Source organism: Streptomyces sp. 840.1, from assembly GCF_003751445.1.
In the GTDB taxonomy this organism is placed as follows: domain Bacteria; phylum Actinomycetota; class Actinomycetes; order Streptomycetales; family Streptomycetaceae; genus Streptomyces.
Window position 1 is genome coordinate 2,636,400 of the sequence record NZ_RJUU01000001.1, and the last position, 15,487, is coordinate 2,651,886.

General features: G+C 70.0%; 14 protein-coding genes, 1 tRNA gene and 1 pseudogene. 8 read left to right on the forward strand and 8 right to left on the reverse strand.

Annotated elements, in window-relative coordinates; all coding sequences use genetic code 11:
* Nucleotides 1-4: 4 nt before the first annotated feature.
* Entirely contained in the window at nucleotides 5-868 is an 864-nt protein-coding gene (locus tag EDD93_RS12075) for an SDR family oxidoreductase (protein ID WP_123525161.1), read from the reverse strand.
* Between the two features lie 89 nt (nucleotides 869-957).
* On the opposite strand from EDD93_RS12075, the gene EDD93_RS12080 reads away from it, so the two are divergent.
* Entirely contained in the window at nucleotides 958-1,734 is a 777-nt protein-coding gene (locus EDD93_RS12080) for a TetR/AcrR family transcriptional regulator (RefSeq protein ID WP_123525162.1), read from the forward strand.
* Between the two features lie 61 nt (nucleotides 1,735-1,795).
* Here EDD93_RS12080 and EDD93_RS12085 read toward each other — a convergent pair whose 3' ends face one another.
* Complete coding sequence (locus EDD93_RS12085; protein ID WP_123525163.1) at nucleotides 1,796-3,418, reverse strand: adenosine deaminase; 1,623 nt, start codon at nucleotides 3,416-3,418, stop codon at nucleotides 1,796-1,798.
* Between the two features lie 370 nt (nucleotides 3,419-3,788).
* On the opposite strand from EDD93_RS12085, the gene metG reads away from it, so the two are divergent.
* Nucleotides 3,789-5,513 (forward strand): methionine--tRNA ligase, encoded by a 1,725-nt coding sequence (gene metG, locus EDD93_RS12090; protein ID WP_123525164.1) that lies wholly within the window; start codon nucleotides 3,789-3,791, stop codon nucleotides 5,511-5,513.
* 36 nt (nucleotides 5,514-5,549) lie between these two features.
* Here the strand turns inward: metG and EDD93_RS12095 are convergent, their stop codons facing one another.
* A complete protein-coding gene (locus EDD93_RS12095) occupies nucleotides 5,550-6,350 on the reverse strand; it encodes a helix-turn-helix domain-containing protein (protein WP_123527714.1) in 801 nt (266 codons plus the stop codon).
* A 243-nt stretch (nucleotides 6,351-6,593) separates the two neighbouring features.
* Between EDD93_RS12095 and EDD93_RS12100 the strand changes: the two genes are divergently transcribed.
* From EDD93_RS12100 to EDD93_RS12110, 3 genes are read left to right on the forward strand one after another with little or no spacing between them, the layout of a single operon-like run.
* Nucleotides 6,594-7,265 (forward strand): DUF4097 family beta strand repeat-containing protein, encoded by a 672-nt coding sequence (locus EDD93_RS12100; protein ID WP_123525165.1) that lies wholly within the window; start codon nucleotides 6,594-6,596, stop codon nucleotides 7,263-7,265.
* Nucleotides 7,266-7,277: 12 nt separating this feature from the next.
* Nucleotides 7,278-8,267 (forward strand): ATP-binding cassette domain-containing protein, encoded by a 990-nt coding sequence (locus tag EDD93_RS12105; protein ID WP_123525166.1) that lies wholly within the window; start codon nucleotides 7,278-7,280, stop codon nucleotides 8,265-8,267.
* Nucleotides 8,264-9,055 (forward strand): ABC transporter permease, encoded by a 792-nt coding sequence (locus EDD93_RS12110; protein WP_123525167.1) that lies wholly within the window; start codon nucleotides 8,264-8,266, stop codon nucleotides 9,053-9,055. Before EDD93_RS12105 ends, EDD93_RS12110 begins: the two co-directional genes overlap by 4 nt.
* Nucleotides 9,056-9,213: 158 nt before the next feature.
* Here the strand turns inward: EDD93_RS12110 and EDD93_RS12115 are convergent, their stop codons facing one another.
* Nucleotides 9,214-9,750, reverse strand: a complete 537-nt coding sequence (locus EDD93_RS12115) for a hypothetical protein (RefSeq protein WP_123525168.1) — start codon at nucleotides 9,748-9,750, stop codon at nucleotides 9,214-9,216.
* Nucleotides 9,751-10,036: 286 nt separating this feature from the next.
* On the opposite strand from EDD93_RS12115, the gene EDD93_RS12120 reads away from it, so the two are divergent.
* Entirely contained in the window at nucleotides 10,037-10,711 is a 675-nt protein-coding gene (locus EDD93_RS12120) for an ABC transporter ATP-binding protein (RefSeq protein ID WP_123525169.1), read from the forward strand.
* A complete protein-coding gene (locus tag EDD93_RS12125; RefSeq protein WP_123525170.1) occupies nucleotides 10,708-13,041 on the forward strand; it encodes an FtsX-like permease family protein in 2,334 nt (777 codons plus the stop codon). The genes EDD93_RS12120 and EDD93_RS12125 overlap by 4 nt, the downstream gene beginning before the upstream one ends.
* Nucleotides 13,042-13,119: 78 nt before the next feature.
* Here the strand turns inward: EDD93_RS12125 and EDD93_RS39890 are convergent, their stop codons facing one another.
* Nucleotides 13,120-13,257: a hypothetical protein gene (locus EDD93_RS39890; RefSeq protein WP_221217305.1), complete on the reverse strand. Its 138-nt coding sequence runs from the start codon at nucleotides 13,255-13,257 to the stop codon at nucleotides 13,120-13,122.
* Nucleotides 13,258-13,279: 22 nt separating this feature from the next.
* Between EDD93_RS39890 and EDD93_RS40160 the strand changes: the two are divergent.
* Nucleotides 13,280-13,531, forward strand: a pseudogene (locus EDD93_RS40160) (DUF6193 family natural product biosynthesis protein).
* Nucleotides 13,532-13,587: 56 nt separating this feature from the next.
* On the opposite strand, the gene EDD93_RS12130 reads toward EDD93_RS40160, so the two are convergent.
* From EDD93_RS12130 to EDD93_RS12140, 3 genes are all read right to left on the reverse strand, one after another.
* A complete protein-coding gene (locus EDD93_RS12130) occupies nucleotides 13,588-13,866 on the reverse strand; it encodes a hypothetical protein (RefSeq protein WP_123525171.1) in 279 nt (92 codons plus the stop codon).
* A 385-nt stretch (nucleotides 13,867-14,251) separates the two neighbouring features.
* Nucleotides 14,252-14,325: transfer RNA gene (locus tag EDD93_RS12135), tRNA-Pro, on the reverse strand.
* 147 nt (nucleotides 14,326-14,472) lie between these two features.
* On the reverse strand, nucleotides 14,473-15,414 hold the full coding sequence (locus EDD93_RS12140; protein WP_123525172.1) for a metallophosphoesterase: 942 nt from the start codon (nucleotides 15,412-15,414) through the stop codon (nucleotides 14,473-14,475).
* Nucleotides 15,415-15,487: the final 73 nt, after the last annotated feature.

Sequence of the window (15,487 nt, forward strand, 5' to 3'; positions counted from 1 at the left end):
GCCCTCATCCGTCGGCCGGCTGCTCGCTCAGCACGGTGCTCATGGTGATGGGTTCGCGCCCGATCAGGGTGGCCAGCGTCGGGTCCACGGCGGAGAATTCGCCGGCGCGGGCGGCCGCGAAGATGCCGAGCAGCTGGTCCGCGGCCTCGGCGGGGGCGCCGTGGCCCATCAGCTGCTCCCTGAACTCGGCGTCGGACGCGGTGGTCCTGGTGATCGTGCGGCCCGTGAGCGTGGCGGCGATGCCCGCTATGTCGCCGAACGTGAGCGCCTGCCCGGCGGTGAGCGGCGGCGTGGGCCCGTCGAAGCACCCCTCGTCGGCCAGGACGGCGGCGGCCGCGTCAGCGAGGTCGGCGTGCGCGGTCCAGGTGACCGGCCCGTCCGAGGGGAGCGCGATCTCTCCGGACTCCAGGCCCTGGGCGGCGAACTGCATCGCGCTGGCGGCGTAGAAGCCGTTGCGCAGCGAGGTGAACGGCACGCCGGAGGCGCGCAGCGCGTCCTCGGTGGCGGCGTGGTCGCGGCAGGCCTGGAAGTGCGAGGCGTGGCCGGCGCCCATCTGGCTGGTGTAGAGGATGCGGCGGGCGCCTGCCGCCACGGCCCCGTCGATCGCGGCGCGGTGCTGACGCACGCACTCCTCGCCCATCTTGTCGACGGAGACGATGAGCACCTGGGAGGCGCCCTCGAAGGCGTGGGCGAGGCTGTCGGGGTCGGTGAAGCTGCCCTGCCGCACTCGTACGCCGCGGTCCGCGAAGGCCTTCGCCTTCTGCGGGTCGCGGACGCTGATGCCGATCCGGTCCGCCGGCATGCGCGTCAGCAGTCCCTCGACGACCTGGCGCCCGAGCTTTCCAGTGGCTCCGGTCACGATGATCATGGTGTGCTCCAGTGCTTGGTTCCAGTGGAATCGGATTCACCGTAACACTGGAATTATCAACGGAACCAGCAGGGCTGTATCATCGATACATGTCACCACGTCCACGCGATACCGACAGAGCTACCGGCACTGACACGGGTAACGACACCGGCACTGATGCCGGCAGCGGTGCCGACGTCGAGACCAGCGCGCAGCCCAGGCAGCGGATCATCGAGGCGGCGGCCGGTCTGCTGGCGCGCGAGGGACGCGACGCCGTCACCACCCGCGCGGTCGCGGTCGCTGCGGGCGTCCAGCCCCCGGCGATCTACCGCATGTTCGGTGACAAGGGCGGACTCCTCGACGCGGTGGCCGAGTACGGCTTCGCCCGGTTCCTCGCGACCAAGCACGTGGACCCCGACCCGCCGGACCTCATCGAGGACCTGAGGGGCGGGTGGGATCTGGCGGTCGAGTTCGGCCTGGCCAACCCGGCGTTGTTCTCGCTGATGTACAGCGAGCCCACGCGGCCCACGTCGGCGGCTTTCAGGGCGGGCCTGGACGTCCTCATGGGGCGGATCCGGCGGCTGGCCGCCGGGGGCTGGCTCCGTGTCGACGAGGCGCTCGCGGCGATGCTCATCCACGCCACGGCGCGGGGTGCGGTGCTCACCTGGCTGTCGCTGCCCGAGGACCGGCGCGACCCGGCGCTGCTGACGACGCTCCGGGAGTCCATGGTCGCCGCGGTGACCACTCAGGAGCCTGCGGTGCAGGACACGGGCCCGGCCGGGGCGGCCCGCTCCCTGCGCGCCGCGCTGCCGGAGCAGACGGTGCTCAGTGGCGCGGAGCAGCACCTGCTGAGGGAGTGGCTGGACCGCGTGGCCGCCGAGGGCTGAGCCGCGCGGGACCGTACGCGTTGGGCAGCCCCGGTCCGGGGCTGCCCAACGCGTCGCGGCCTCAGCCGCGCCCGCCGTTGTCGCGCTCGAAGGTGGCGAAGGCCGCCTCCTGGCGCCACTCCGTCGCGGCCTTCGGGCTGGCGGCGAGGTAGCGGGAGCAGCGCGGACCCGGCCGGCCGGCGCCGGGCCGCTCGCCTCGGCAGGCCGGGACCAGCTGGTACCCGGAGGGCGCGGAGCCGTCGGCCCACAGGCTGCGGCCGTCGCGGAAGGCGTACTCCAGCGAGGCGCGGGCCAGGTCCTTCAGCTCGGTGTAGCCGAGGCTGTAGGTCTTGGCCGCGTACTGGTACTCGTGGCTGATGTTGATCCGCGAGACTCCCGGGTCATCGGTGGCCAGGACCACCGGGACGCCGTAGCGGCGGTAGGCGTTGAACGGGTGGTCGTTGCCCGCCACGCCGAGGATCTGCTTGTTGCTGGAGAACGGCACCTCGACGGCGACCTTGCGCTGCGCCATGGTCCGGGCGAGCTGCCGCCAGTTGTCCTCCTGGACCAGGTCCACGCCGTGCCCGATGCGCTCGGCACCGGCGACGAGCACCGCCTCGCGGATGTGGAAGGTCAGGTCCTCGGGCTTGACCAGGCCGGGGGCCAGCTCACCGGCGTGCAGGGTGAGGTGGGCGCCGGGGTACTGGCCGCGCAGGTACTGCAGCATCCGCATCTGGAGGCTGTAGTTGGCCAGCGCGCTCTCGCCGTCCTCGGGCTGTACGAGGTTGACCGCGACGAACCTCGGGTCGCGCTCCGCCAGCCGCATGCCGACCGCGATCTGCGTGAACACCCGCGCCGGAGTGCTTCCCCGGGAGACCTGGGAGACCCACCTGACGGGGAGCCGGCAGCCCGGATCGGGGCGCGCGGTGTCGCAGTGCGCGGCCGCCCGGAACTGGGCGTCGGCACCATCGGCCTCCTTGACCGCGTCGTCGACGACCCGGTCGAGCTGCCCTCCGGCCAGCAGCTTGCGGTGGAAGGCGGCCAGGTCGGCGTCGTAACCGACCTTGTCGGCGAGCTTCTTGGCGCTGTCGGAGGCCGGGGTGACCATGGTCTCCAGATAGAACTGGTTCTGCTCGACCACGGTGTCGGCCACATTGGCGAGGAGTTTGCCCCGGTCCCCGGTCGCCAGGCCGAACTTGCCGAACGTGTCGAAGAAGTGGTCGTGTCCGGACTGGCCGGCCGGGAAGTCCTGCATGGACCAGGCCCTGATGATCTGCTGCCGGAAGGCGGCGTCCGTCCGGGCGTCGGCCGCAGGCCTGGTGCCCGGCCCGCAGGGCGGTGCGACAGCCGTCATCGTCGCGTCGATGCAGAGGCCGTGCTCGATCGCGAGCTTGAGCAGGAACTCGGTGGTGGCCGCGCCCGACAGGTGGTTGTGGAGGTCACCGCCCTTGGGCAGGTCCTCGAAGAAGGCCTTCAGCCGCGCCGGCCTGTTCCGCAGCGAGCCGAGGTACGCGGCGGTCCTGCGCTCGGCCGGGGTCACCACACGGGGCGGGACCTGCCTGGCGCTCTGCGGCGACGCGTCGTTCGCGGGCGCGGCGGCCGCGGTGGCCGGGAGCGACGGGAGCAGGGTCAGAGCGGCGAGTGCGCCGAGCCCGGCCAGGAGACGGGGCTTGGGACGGTGTTTCGTCCGGGTTGTTGAGATCACGGCCGAATGATCGCTTCCGGGAAGGGCATTTTCCCCGAAACGGCATTTATGGCCTGAAACCTCCACTCGATCGAGTGCCTGGGCGGCAGCGACCGGCGTCACGACGTGAGGCCTGCTGATCGCGCCATCCGGTGGAGGCAAACTCGTTCCCGTCCGGGGAAGTTGAGCGGACGCCGTACCTGCCCGGTCCGGTACGCGCGACCGGCCGGTAGGAGTACGCGGGGGTGTGTCCCGGTCCGTGGTCGCGGGGATCCACCCCGTGCGCGGCACGGTTGAATGACCTGAGCGGCCGCACCGGCCGCAACGTCCCGACCGGGGCCCGCCGTGGCGCAGCCGCCGGCGCCGTACGTACGAAATGGAGCATCCGAGGATGGCTCGACACCTGGTAACCAGCGCGCTTCCCTACATCAACGGGATCAAGCACCTGGGCAACATGGTCGGGTCGATGCTTCCGGCCGACGTGTACTCCCGGTACCTCCGCCAGCGCGGCCACGACGTCCTGTACATCTGCGCGACCGACCAGCACGGGACGCCGGCCGAACTGGCGGCCAAGGCGGCAGGGCTGTCGGTCGCGGAGTTCTGCGCGCAGGCGCACGAGGCGCAGAAGGCCGTGTACGACGGCTTCCAGCTGGCCTTCGACTACTTCGGCCGCAGCTCCTCGCAGCAGAACGTCGAGATCACCCAGCACTTCGCGCGCGAGCTGCACAGCCACGGCTTCATCGAGGAGCGGGCGATCCGCCAGGTCTACTCGCCCGTCGACGGCCGCTTCCTGCCCGACCGCTACGTCGAGGGGACCTGCCCGCACTGCGGTTACGACAAGGCGCGCGGCGACCAGTGCGAGAACTGCACCCGCGTCCTGGACCCGACCGACCTGCTGAACCCGCGCTCGGCGATCAGCGGCTCCACGGAGCTGGAGGTCCGCGAGACCACGCACCTGTTCCTGCTCCAGTCGAAGCTCCAGCACGAGGTCGAGGCCTGGGTGGCGCGCCACGAGGACCAGTGGCCGCAGCTGTCCTCCTCCATCGCCCGGAAGTGGCTGACCGAGGGCCTGCACGACCGCGCCATCACCCGCGACCTGGACTGGGGCGTTCCGGTCCCGGCCGACACCTGGCCGGAGCTGGCGGCGGACGGCAAGGTCTTCTACGTCTGGTTCGACGCCCCGATCGAGTACATCGGCGCGACGAAGGAGTGGTCGGACGCCGCCCCGGCAGGCGAGAGCCGTGACTGGAAGTCGTGGTGGTACGAGGCCGACGACACCGTCCGCTACACGCAGTTCATGGCCAAGGACAACGTCCCGTTCCACACGGTGATGTTCCCCGCCACCGAACTCGGTGTCCGCGAGCCGTGGAAGAAGGTCGACGTCGTCAAGGGCTTCAACTGGCTCACGTACTACGGCGGCAAGTTCTCCACCTCCCAGCGGCGGGGCATCTTCACCGACGCGGCCCTGGAGACCCTGCCGGCCGACTACTGGCGCTACTTCCTGATCGCCAACGCCCCGGAGTCGGACGACTCGTCCTTCACCTGGGAGCACTTCGCCGCCACGGTCAACAAGGACCTGGCCGACACCCTCGGCAACTTCGTGAACCGCGTGCTGTCCTTCTCCCGCAAGCGGTTCGGCGACGAGGTCCCCGCAGGCACGGCGGCCGGCGCGGCGGAGGCGCGGCTCGGCGAGGAGACCGCGCGCCTGCTCGGCGAGTACGAGGAGCACATGGCGGCCCTCCAGTACCGCAAGGCCGCTGCCGCGCTGCGCGCCCTGTGGTCGGCCGGCAACTCCTACCTGGAGGAGAAGGCCCCCTGGCTGGAGATCAAGACCGACCCGGAGGGCGCGGCCCTGACCCTGCGCACGGCGATGAACCTCATCCACCTCTACGCGATCGTCTCCGAACCGCTGGTTCCCGCCTCGGCCGCCGCCATGCGCGGCGCCTTCGCGCTGGAGGACGACACCGCGACCTGGGTGACCGCGGAACAGGCCGCTTCCCTGGACGCCGTGCCGGCCGGTACGCCGTTCACCGTGCCGCCGGTCCTCTTCGCGAAGATCTCCGAGGATGACCTGGAGTCCTTCCGGGCGCGCTTCGGCGGAGCCGACGACGCCTGACGGACCGGCCCTGCACCCGCGCCCCCTGAGGGGGCATCAGCCGGCGCCGCCCGCAGGACTGCCGGAGCCGGAGCCGCCATCGGTCTCGGTCTCCGCGTCGGCCTCCCTGGGCTGGTCCGGGGCCGTTTCGGGCTTCGTGTGGAGGACCTCGCGGGCCTGGTCCGCAGAGCGGATCGTGCTCTCGGCGATGAAGTCGAGAAAACGGGCGATGTTCTCCAGGCGGGCCCCGGCCGGGGTGCGGGGGCCGAGGACGCCGACGCCCTGACGTGCGGTCTCCACGATCTGGGCGATGGACCGGGCGCTGGCGATCATTGACTGGTACCAGATGTCGTCGTCGACGACGTAGCGCTCGCGGCGGCGTTCGTCGCGTTCCCGGCGGACGAGGCCCTGGTCGTCGAGGAACGCGACCGCCTTGGAGACGGACGCCGGGCTGACCTGGAGGCGCTGGACCAGTTCGGCCGCGGTGAGACTGCCCGAGTCCGCGGTGTACAGACAGGTCATCACCCGGGCCATCATCTTGGGCGTCCCCGACTGTATGAGGGCGGTCGTGAAGATCTCCTCGTACTCGCGGACCGCCTCGGGATCGCGCCCGTGGACCTGCGCGGGCGCCGCCGATGCCCGGGGTGCGGTCTGCCCGCGCCGATGGGTGCGTTGTTCGGTCGCGCGGTGGGCGAGGTCGGCGCGGTACGTGGTGGGGCCGCCGTTGCGCATCACCTCGCGGGTGACTGTCGAGGTCGGGCGGTCGAGCCGTCTGGCGATCTCCGCGTAGGCCAGGCCATCGGCCAGCCCCAGCGCGATCTGCTGACGTTCCTGCTGAGTGAGCCTGCCTCCGGGCATCGCGGTCTCCTTCATGGTCTGCGGTGCTCCAACATAGCGTTCACTTCCAATCCATTGCAACGCGCACCGGGCATGTTGTTGCGTTAGCTTCAAGACCGTTGCAACAATATTGATGCTCTGAGCTGCACAGATGCATTTTCTATGCAACGAGTGCGTTGCCAGAATCGTGAACACAACGTAGCGTTTCCACTATCAGAAACGGCGAACGCAAGAAGCGCCCGCCGTACCAGAAGGAGAAACGCCATGCAGAAGTTCGACACATCCGCAGCCATCTCGGCCGTACTCGACATCCCCGCCGGACGCATCAGTTTCATCGCCGCCGACCGTGCGGACACCACCGTCGAGGTACTGCCCGCGGACGCCTCGAAGGGCCGCGACGTGCAGGCGGCGGAGCGGATCACGGTCGAGTACGACGACGGGGTCCTGCGGATCGCGGCCGCCGCGCCGAAGAACCGCGTCCTCGGCAACTCCGGATCCGTCGAGGTGACGGTCCAGCTGCCCGCCGGTTCCCGCGTCGAGGCGAACGCGGCCGGGGCCGAGTTCCGGGGCGTCGGGCGGCTCGGTGACGTCGCGTTCGAGGGCGCACAGGGCTCGGTCAAGCTCGACGAGGCGGCGAGCGCACGCATCACCCTCCTCGCCGGTGACATCTCGGTCGGCCTCCTGAACGGCCCGGCGGAGATCAGCACCCAGAAGGGCGACCTCCGGATCGCCGAGGCCGTGCGCGGCGCGGTCGTACTGCGCACCGTGTCCGGCGACGTGTCGATCGGTGCGGCCCGCGGAGTGTCCGCGTCGCTGGACGCCGGCACCACCCACGGCCGGATCGAGAACGCGCTGAAGAACACCGAGGGCGCCGCCGCAGGCCTGAACATCCGCGCCACCACCACCCAGGGCGACATCGTCGCCCGCAGCCTCTGAGGAGCAACTGTCATGACGAACCTGGCCATTGAGGCGCGTGGGTTGTGCAAGTCGTACGGGGACAAGGTGGTCCTGGACGGGATCGATCTGGTGGTTCCGGCGGGTACGGTCTTCGCGTTGCTGGGCCCGAACGGTGCGGGCAAGACCACCGCGGTGAAGATCCTCTCCACGCTGGTCTCGGCGGGTCCGGGCTCGGGGGAGATCCGGGTCGCCGGGCACGACCTGGCCACCGACCGGCAGGCCGTACGCGCCGCGATCGGGGTCACCGGTCAGTTCTCCGCGGTCGACGGCCTGATCACCGGCGAGGAGAACATGCTCCTGATGGCCGACCTCCACCACCTCTCCCGCGCCGAGGGCCGGCGCACCGCCGCCGAGCTCCTTCAACGCTTCGATCTCACGGATGCGGCGAAGAAGCCCGCCTCGACCTACTCAGGCGGCATGAAGCGCCGTCTCGACATCGCGATGACCCTGGTCGGGAACCCGCGGATCATCTTCCTCGACGAGCCCACCACCGGCCTGGACCCCCGCAGCCGCCACAACATGTGGCAGATCATCCGCGAGCTCCTGGCCGACGGCGTCACCGTCTTCCTCACCACCCAGTACCTCGAGGAGGCCGACGAACTCGCCGACCGCATCGCGGTACTGAACAACGGCACGATCGCCGCCCTGGGCACCGCCAAGGAACTCAAGCGCCTCATCCCCGGCGGCCACGTACGCCTGCGCTTCACCGACCCCACCGCCTACCGCCACGCCACCACCGCCCTGCCCGACACCACCCACGACGACGAGGCACTCTCCCTGCAGATCCCCAGCGACGGCAGCCAGCAGGAACTGCGCACCATCCTGGACCGCCTGGACGCCGCCGATATCCACGCCGACGAACTGACCGTCCACACCCCCGACCTCGACGACGTGTTCTTCGCCCTCACCACCACCCCCAACACCCCCAGCACCCCTGCCACCCCGGACATCCCCGGCCAGCCGAAGGAGACCGCACGATGAGCACCCTGCCCCTCGCCGCACGCGACTGCACCACCATGCTCCGCCGCAACCTCCTGCACGCCCGCCGCTACCCCTCCCTCACCCTCAACCTCCTGCTCACCCCCGTCATGCTCCTGCTCCTCTTCGTCTACATCTTCGGCGGCGTCATGAGCGCCGGCATCGGCGGCGGGGGCGGCGACCGCTCCCAGTACATCGCCTACATCGTCCCCGGCATCCTCCTGATGACCGTCGGCAGCACCGTCGTGGGAACCGCCGTGTCCGTCTCCACCGACATGACCGAGGGAATCATCGCCCGCTTCCGGACCATGGCCATCCACCGCGGCTCCGTCCTGGTCGGACACGTCGTCGGGAGCGTCCTGCAAGCGGTCATGAGCGTCATCCTGGTCGGCGCCGTCGGCGTCGCCATCGGCTTCCGCTCCACCGACGCCACCCCCCTGGAATGGCTCGCCGCCCTCGGCCTCCTCGTCCTCTTCGCCACCGCACTCACCTGGATCGCCGTCGGCATGGGCCTCATCAGCCCCAACGCCGAAGCAGCCGGCAACAACGCCATGCCCATGATCCTGCTCCCCCTGCTCTCCAGCGCCTTCATCCCCCTGGACACCATGCCCGCCTGGTTCCGCCCCATCGCCGAGTACCAGCCCTTCACCCCCGCCATCGAAACCCTGCGCGGACTCCTCCTCGGCACCGAAATCGGCAACAACGGCTGGCTCACCATCGCCTGGTCCCTCGCCCTCATCGCACTCGGCTACCGCTGGTCGACCACCACCTTCAACCGCGACCCGAAGTAACCCGAACGAGCCGCCACAACAACGCAACACGAACCACAGCACTCACACCAGCCAGCACCACCAGCCCAGCCCCCCAGTACGACCCAGCACCACCCACTCTCCTCAGCAAGCCAGCAAGCCAGCATCCCCGGCCTCACCGAACCCGCCACCGCAGCAGATCAGTCCGCGTCCGCGCTGGACAGTGCCTCGGTAATCATGCGGGTGGCGAAGTCGGGGTCGTCGGCGATCCGGTTGATGTGTTCCGCGAGCAGGAACGCGGTGACCTCAAGGGGAGTCATCTCCTCGTCGGTCCAGTCCCCGTACTGCATGCGCCACAGGTTGGGACTCAGGCCGGTGCCCGCGGCGATCACCAGGCCGGCCATGGTGGGGATGACCTCGGGACGGACACTCCTGGGCATCATGCGCATCGAGGCGACGAGGGTGGGCACCACGTACTCGATGACGTCCTTGTCGTGCTGCTCGTGCGTCATCCGCAGCCACTTCATGAACATGAAGATGAGCGTGCACGCACCGTCCAGCAGATCCTGAGCCCCCTCGGGCCCCAGCGAAGCGGCGAACTGGTCGACCATCTCCTGTTGTCCGGGGTCGGTCGCGGTCCTGCCGTCATGGACGCACCGGAGCCTGGAGTCGATCATCATGATCGCCGTACCCACATCGCCGGCGGGAGCGTTCTGGGGATCACAGGGCGATGACACAGGGTTCCTCCTCAGTTGCCCACCGTGGGCAGTTCGGCGGATTCGACAGTAGACCGCCGACGCGGCGCGGGTCCCGGAAATCCCCCGCTAGGGCCTCTCGGCAGCCGCAGACGCGGCCGGTCCGCACTCCTGGTCCGACAAGAGCGGCGTCATCGATCCTCCCGGTTTCATCAGTTGGGAGGAATCAGGATCCTGCCGGTGCGCAACATGAGATCGAATGGATACTCTCCGTTACGCCGGGCGGAGGGGCGACAGGCCACCGCGCTCCAGAGAGGTACCGGTCATCATGGACGCCATTCTCCGCGCGACAGGTGTGGAGCTGCTCTACGGCACACAACGGGCCGTGCGCGGAGTGGACTTCGCGTTGAGCGCCGGTGAGGTCTGTGCGGTCATGGGTAGCAGCGGTTCGGGGAAGTCGTCGCTGCTCTACTGCCTGGCCGGAGTCCTGGCGCCGACCTGCGGGGAGGTCTCCTTCGACGGAGTCCCGCTCCAGCAGCTCGGTGACGACGAACTGAGCACGCTGCGCAGAGAGCGGTTCGGGTTCGTGTTCCAGTACGGCGAGCTTCTGCCGGAGTTGACCGTCGAGGAGAACGCGGCACTGCCGCTGCGCCTGGCCGGCCGCCGCAAGTCGCAGGCCCACGAGGAGGCCGGGGAGATCCTCGGCCGGCTGGGGCTCGCGGAGTTGCGTCAGCGCAGGACGTCGCAGATCTCGGGCGGGCAGAGCCAACGGGTCGCGGTGGCAAGGGCTCTCGTCCACCGGCCCGCCGTGGTCTTCGCGGACGAACCGACCGGCGCCCTCGACAGTGCCAACGCAGAATCCGTACTGGAAGAGTTCCTGGCCCTCGCGCGGTCCCAGGGCACCGCCGTGATGATGGTGACGCACGACGCCGCTGTGGCCGCCCGCGCGGACAGCCGCTACACGATGGCCGACGGAGTGCTGGCCAGGCGGGCGGCGGTGTGAGTTCCCGGTCCGCGATCACGTTCATGATCGGGCTGCGACTTCTGCGCGGCACCGGTCGTGCGGGGCAGGCCCGCTTCCTCCTGATGACTCTGGGCTGCGCCATGGGCGTCGCCTGTCTCGCCGCGGTACTGACCATCCCCGCGATCCTTTCGGCCCACGACGGCAGGGCTGCGGCCCGCGAACCGCAGCCGGTGACCGGCGTTCAGCACGCCCGGTCCGCAGAGGACACCGTTTTCCTGACCCGTCAGGACCCGTACGGTTCGCTCCCGTTCACCCGGGTCTTCCTCAGCCACCCGGCAGGCGACTCTGCGGCAGCCTGCGCGCCGGCCTGCCCGCCCGGCATCGACCACCTGCCGGCAGCCGGAGAGGTGCTCGTCTCCCCGAGGCTGCACGCGACGCTCGCCGAACAGCCCGCACTCGCAGGCCTGCTCCCTGGCCGGATCACCGACACCATCGGCCCGGAAGGTCTCACCGGCTCGGACGAGCTGTACGCCTACATCGGCCGCACACCGGGTCAGCTGCCTGCCTCTGCACGCCCACTGGCGAGTTTCGGCTCTGCCTGGACCTCGACTCCCGCTGTGGACTCCTCCACCCTCGACATCCTGCGCTTCGCCCTCGGCTGCCTCGTGCTGCTGCCACTGGGCGTGTTCCTGTCCGTGTGCGCCAGGCTCTCCGCCGAGGCCAGAGCCCGACGGCTCGCCGCGCTGCGACTGCTCGGACTGAGCGTGAAGGGAACCTTGCGGGTCAACGCCGTGGAGACGGTGGCCGCCGCCCTCCTCGGCGCGCTCCTCGGTGTCCTCGCGTACGCCTTGGCCAACGAGGTTCTCGCCCACGTCGGGCTGCCCGGCCTCCAGTGGTACCCGCCCGACGGGCGCCCCTCCGCCGCCGTCCTCGCGGTCTGCCTGCTCGCCTGTCCCGGTCTGGCCTGGTCCGTCGGACGGCATCGCGCCCGCGAGGCCGCGCTCCGCCCGCTACAGGTACGCCGGGGTGCCCAGCCCCGCGCCCCGAAGAAGTACGGGCTGCTCCTGCTCCTGCCCGGACTCGGGGTCATCTGCGGCTACTGCGTACTCGGCGTGCTCGGCCGGGACCCCTCCGGCGGACCGGCCAACGCGGTGCTCGTCCCCGTCGGAGTCCTGCTGACCGGAGCCGGACTCGTCCTCGCGCTCGCGCCGGCCACGGCCTGGCTCGCCCGCCGGCTTGCCGGCACCACCCAGTCCCTCCCCCTGGCACTCGCCATGCGCCGCAACGAAGTCGAGCCCGGCAGTTCCCTGCGCGTGGTCACCGGACTCGTCCTCCTCGTCTACGCCGCCTCTCTCGCCCAGGGTGTCCTCGTCGAGCTCGCCCACATCAGCCGACCCACTTCTCCCACCCAGGAATACGCCCTCCCTCTAGGCGATCTGAGCGAAGGGCAGCGCACCCGGGTGCGTCAGGTCGAGGGCATCCGGGCACAGGCCCTCGCGATGGACTCCTGGATTCCGAGGGCCAGCTCCACCACACCCCGTATCACCGCTGTGGTCGCCGACTGCGGCCAACTCGCCGCATTCACCGCGGTGCCGGTCCGAGAGTGCGTGGACGGCGAGGTGCAGCGCCTGACCGACTCCGACATGGCCGAGGACCCCGACGCCCGGCCCGGTCGCACCTATCCGTTCCTCCTGAGCACGGGCGGCAGCCGGCAGCCGGGGGAGAAGAAGCTCCTCGTCACGCTGCCACGGGACCACCTGGTCATCCGCGCCCGTCGGCCCTCGGCCTTCGTCGGTGCCGACATCCTCATCCCGCCCTCTGCGCTCCCGGCAGGACGGCATCCCGCAACGGGCCGGCTGCTTCTGCTGTCGAGTTCCACGCCGCACACCGTACGGACGGCACTCGACGGCCTCGGCACCATCGCTCCCACCGCGGAGATCGAGGCCGTGGGCGTCAATATCGAATCCCTGCAGCAGATCACCGTCATCAAGAGCCTCCTTGCGACCGGCATGGTCCTGGGCCTCGCCATCGGCGTCGCCGCCTTCGCGGTGTCCGCCGCAGACCGTGCCTTGGAACGCCGAGGCCGGATCGCCACGCTCAACCTCCTCGGCGCCCGCCCTCCGACCGTCCGCGCGGCCCAGTGCATCCAGGTCCTGCTCCCGCTCACCATCGGCCTCGCCGGCGCCCTGGTGGCCGGCCGTCTCGCCGAGTCCAGCTACCTGATCACCGGTGGAGGCACAGTCCACTGGGACGGCGACGGCCTCCCCCTCCTGGCCGCCTGCACCGCCGGAATCCTTCTCACCGCCGCCCTGGCCTCGCTGCCCCTCACCCGCCGCCACGTCGAACTCGAACACATCCGGCGAGACTGATTCGGAACATCCGATGCGACTGATCCAGGCAGACGGCCCCTCACCTGCACACCCAGAAGGTCACGCACACGAAGAACGTCACCCACGTAGGAACGTTCCTAGGTGACTGACCTGATGCTTCACGAACGCGGACCGGCCGCCGTGGTCGAGCTGCAGCGGCACGCGATGCGCGAGGAGGCCGCCGAGGCTCCGGATTTCCCTGAGTTCGGCGCTCATGGAAGCGGCTCATGCTGAACCGATGCTGCGGCAGCTCTACGTGTTCTCCAGCCACTGGACGCTTGGCTTCAGCTCCTGCACCGGTTCCCCATTCCGCGCAGAGGCGTGCATCACCCCGCCATGAAACGGCAGTCCGTGCGGCGTGATGAAACACCTGCGGGCCGAGTTCCGCGGCGGGACGGCCACAGCCGAAGAGGCTGTCGCCATGGCGGTGTCGCACCTTCTCACCGGCCTCGGCCCGGCCGCGGAGGGGGCCGCCGACCGAAATGCGTGACGGTGCTCGTCCCCCATACCGCGACTCCGCCGACCTGAAGGCCGGGGGCTGACGTGTCAGGGTTCCAGGGCCGTGAGGTGTCGCCGGGCCGTGGCCCATACGTCGTCGAACTCCTCGGAGGTCAGCGGTTCCTCGACGTGCCCCTCCCAGTCGGAGACAGGCAACTCGGCAGTGAACCCGTACCGGGCGTCGTCGTCATCGGCAGATGCGGCCGCGATGGGGCGCAGCGCAGGCCCTTCGAGTTCGACCTGCCGTCTCACCCATCCATCGTCGCCGGCCTCCACGTAGAACCACGTGTCTTCTTCGCCCCAGTAGCTGCGGAACCATCGCGTCACCGGCTCATCCTTACCCACGGCTGCCGCCCTCCGGCAGGCTGCGGTCTTCGGTCAGCCGGCCGGAACCCGAAGGCGTGGGGCACACCGAAGAGGCAGGGGAGTGCGTCGTAGGCGTTGCCTCTGTTCAGGAGGGGCGGGGCGGGGTGATGGCGGCCATCCGGACTGCTTCCTCGTCGCCCTCACTCCATAGCTGTGCTCCCGGCCTGCACTTGATCATTCCGCGCAGGGCGGTGGGCGCGAGCGGATGGTGGCGGGCAGGGGTGTGGCTCGGCGTCCGGAATCCGCGGCGGCCTCTCTCTGCGGATTTCTCCCAAACGATCACCGGAGACGCAGCAGGGGCCTGACCCGCGATGCGGATCAGGCCCCTGACCTGGTGTTTTAGCTGTCGGGGTGGCGGGATTTGAACCCACGACCTCTTCGTCCCGAACGAAGCGCGCTGCCAAGCTGCGCTACACCCCGATCGCCGCCGGTCTCCCGGCGACATCGATTACTTTAGCCCACCTGCGGCCGGAGACGAAATCCGGTTTTTGTGCCGGTCGAGGTGTGAGTGAGGGGTACCGGGGTGGGGTACGTCTGGGGGTGTGGGCGCACGGGGGCGTTAGAGGGCTACGCGTCCCGGGGTGTCAGGGTCAGCAGCGTCGCCTCGGGAGGGCAGGCGAAGCGGACCGGGGTGTAGCGGTTCGTGCCGCAGCCGGCCGAGACGTGGAGGTAGGCGCGGTTGCCGTCGACCGAGTGGGAAGAGAGGCCCTTCACACGGTCCGTGTCCAGGTCGCAGTTGGTGACCAGGGCTCCGTAGAAGGGGATGCAGAGCTGGCCGCCGTGGGTGTGACCGGCCAGGATCAGCGGGTAGCCGTCCGAGGTGAACGCGTCGAGGGAGCGCAGGTAGGGGGCGTGGACCACGCCGATGGAGAGGTCGGCGCCCGTCTCGGGGCCGCCGGAGACCTCCGCGTAGCGGTCGCGCTTGATGTGCGGGTCGTCGAGTCCGGTGAAGGCGAGCTCCAGGCCGTCGACCTTGAGGCGGCCGCGCGTGTTGGACAGGTTCAGCCAGCCCGCCGTGTCGAAGGCGTCCCGCATGGGCTCCCACGGGTTGTGGATGACGTTGACCGCGGGTGCGTTCCCGTTGAGGCCGTGCTTGCCCGCCGTCTTCTCGAAGAGGTAGCGGACGGGGTTGCGGAGCTTGGGGCCGTAGTAGTCGTTGGAGCCGAAGACGTACACGCCCGGGAGCTCCATCAGCGGGCCGAGTGCGTCCAGCAGCTCCGGGACAGCTTCCGGGTCGGAGAGGTTGTCGCCGGTGTTCACGACGAAGTCCGGTCGCAGTCCGGCCAGGGACTGCAGCCAGGCGCGCTTCTTCCGCTGGCCGCTCACCATGTGGACATCGGAGATCTGCAGGACGCGCAACGGACGTGCTCCGTGCGGGAGTACGGGGACGGTGACCCTTCGCAGGCGGAACGAGCGGGCCTCGAATCCGGCTGCGTAGGCGAGACCGGCGGCGCCGGCCGCGGCGGTGACCGCCGTGATTTTCAGGGGTACTCCGTAGCGTGCGCGCATGCGCCCATCGTCGCAGACAGCGCGGGCCGACGGGAAAACCGGCGGGCGCCGGGCGCCCCGCACCTGCCACAAT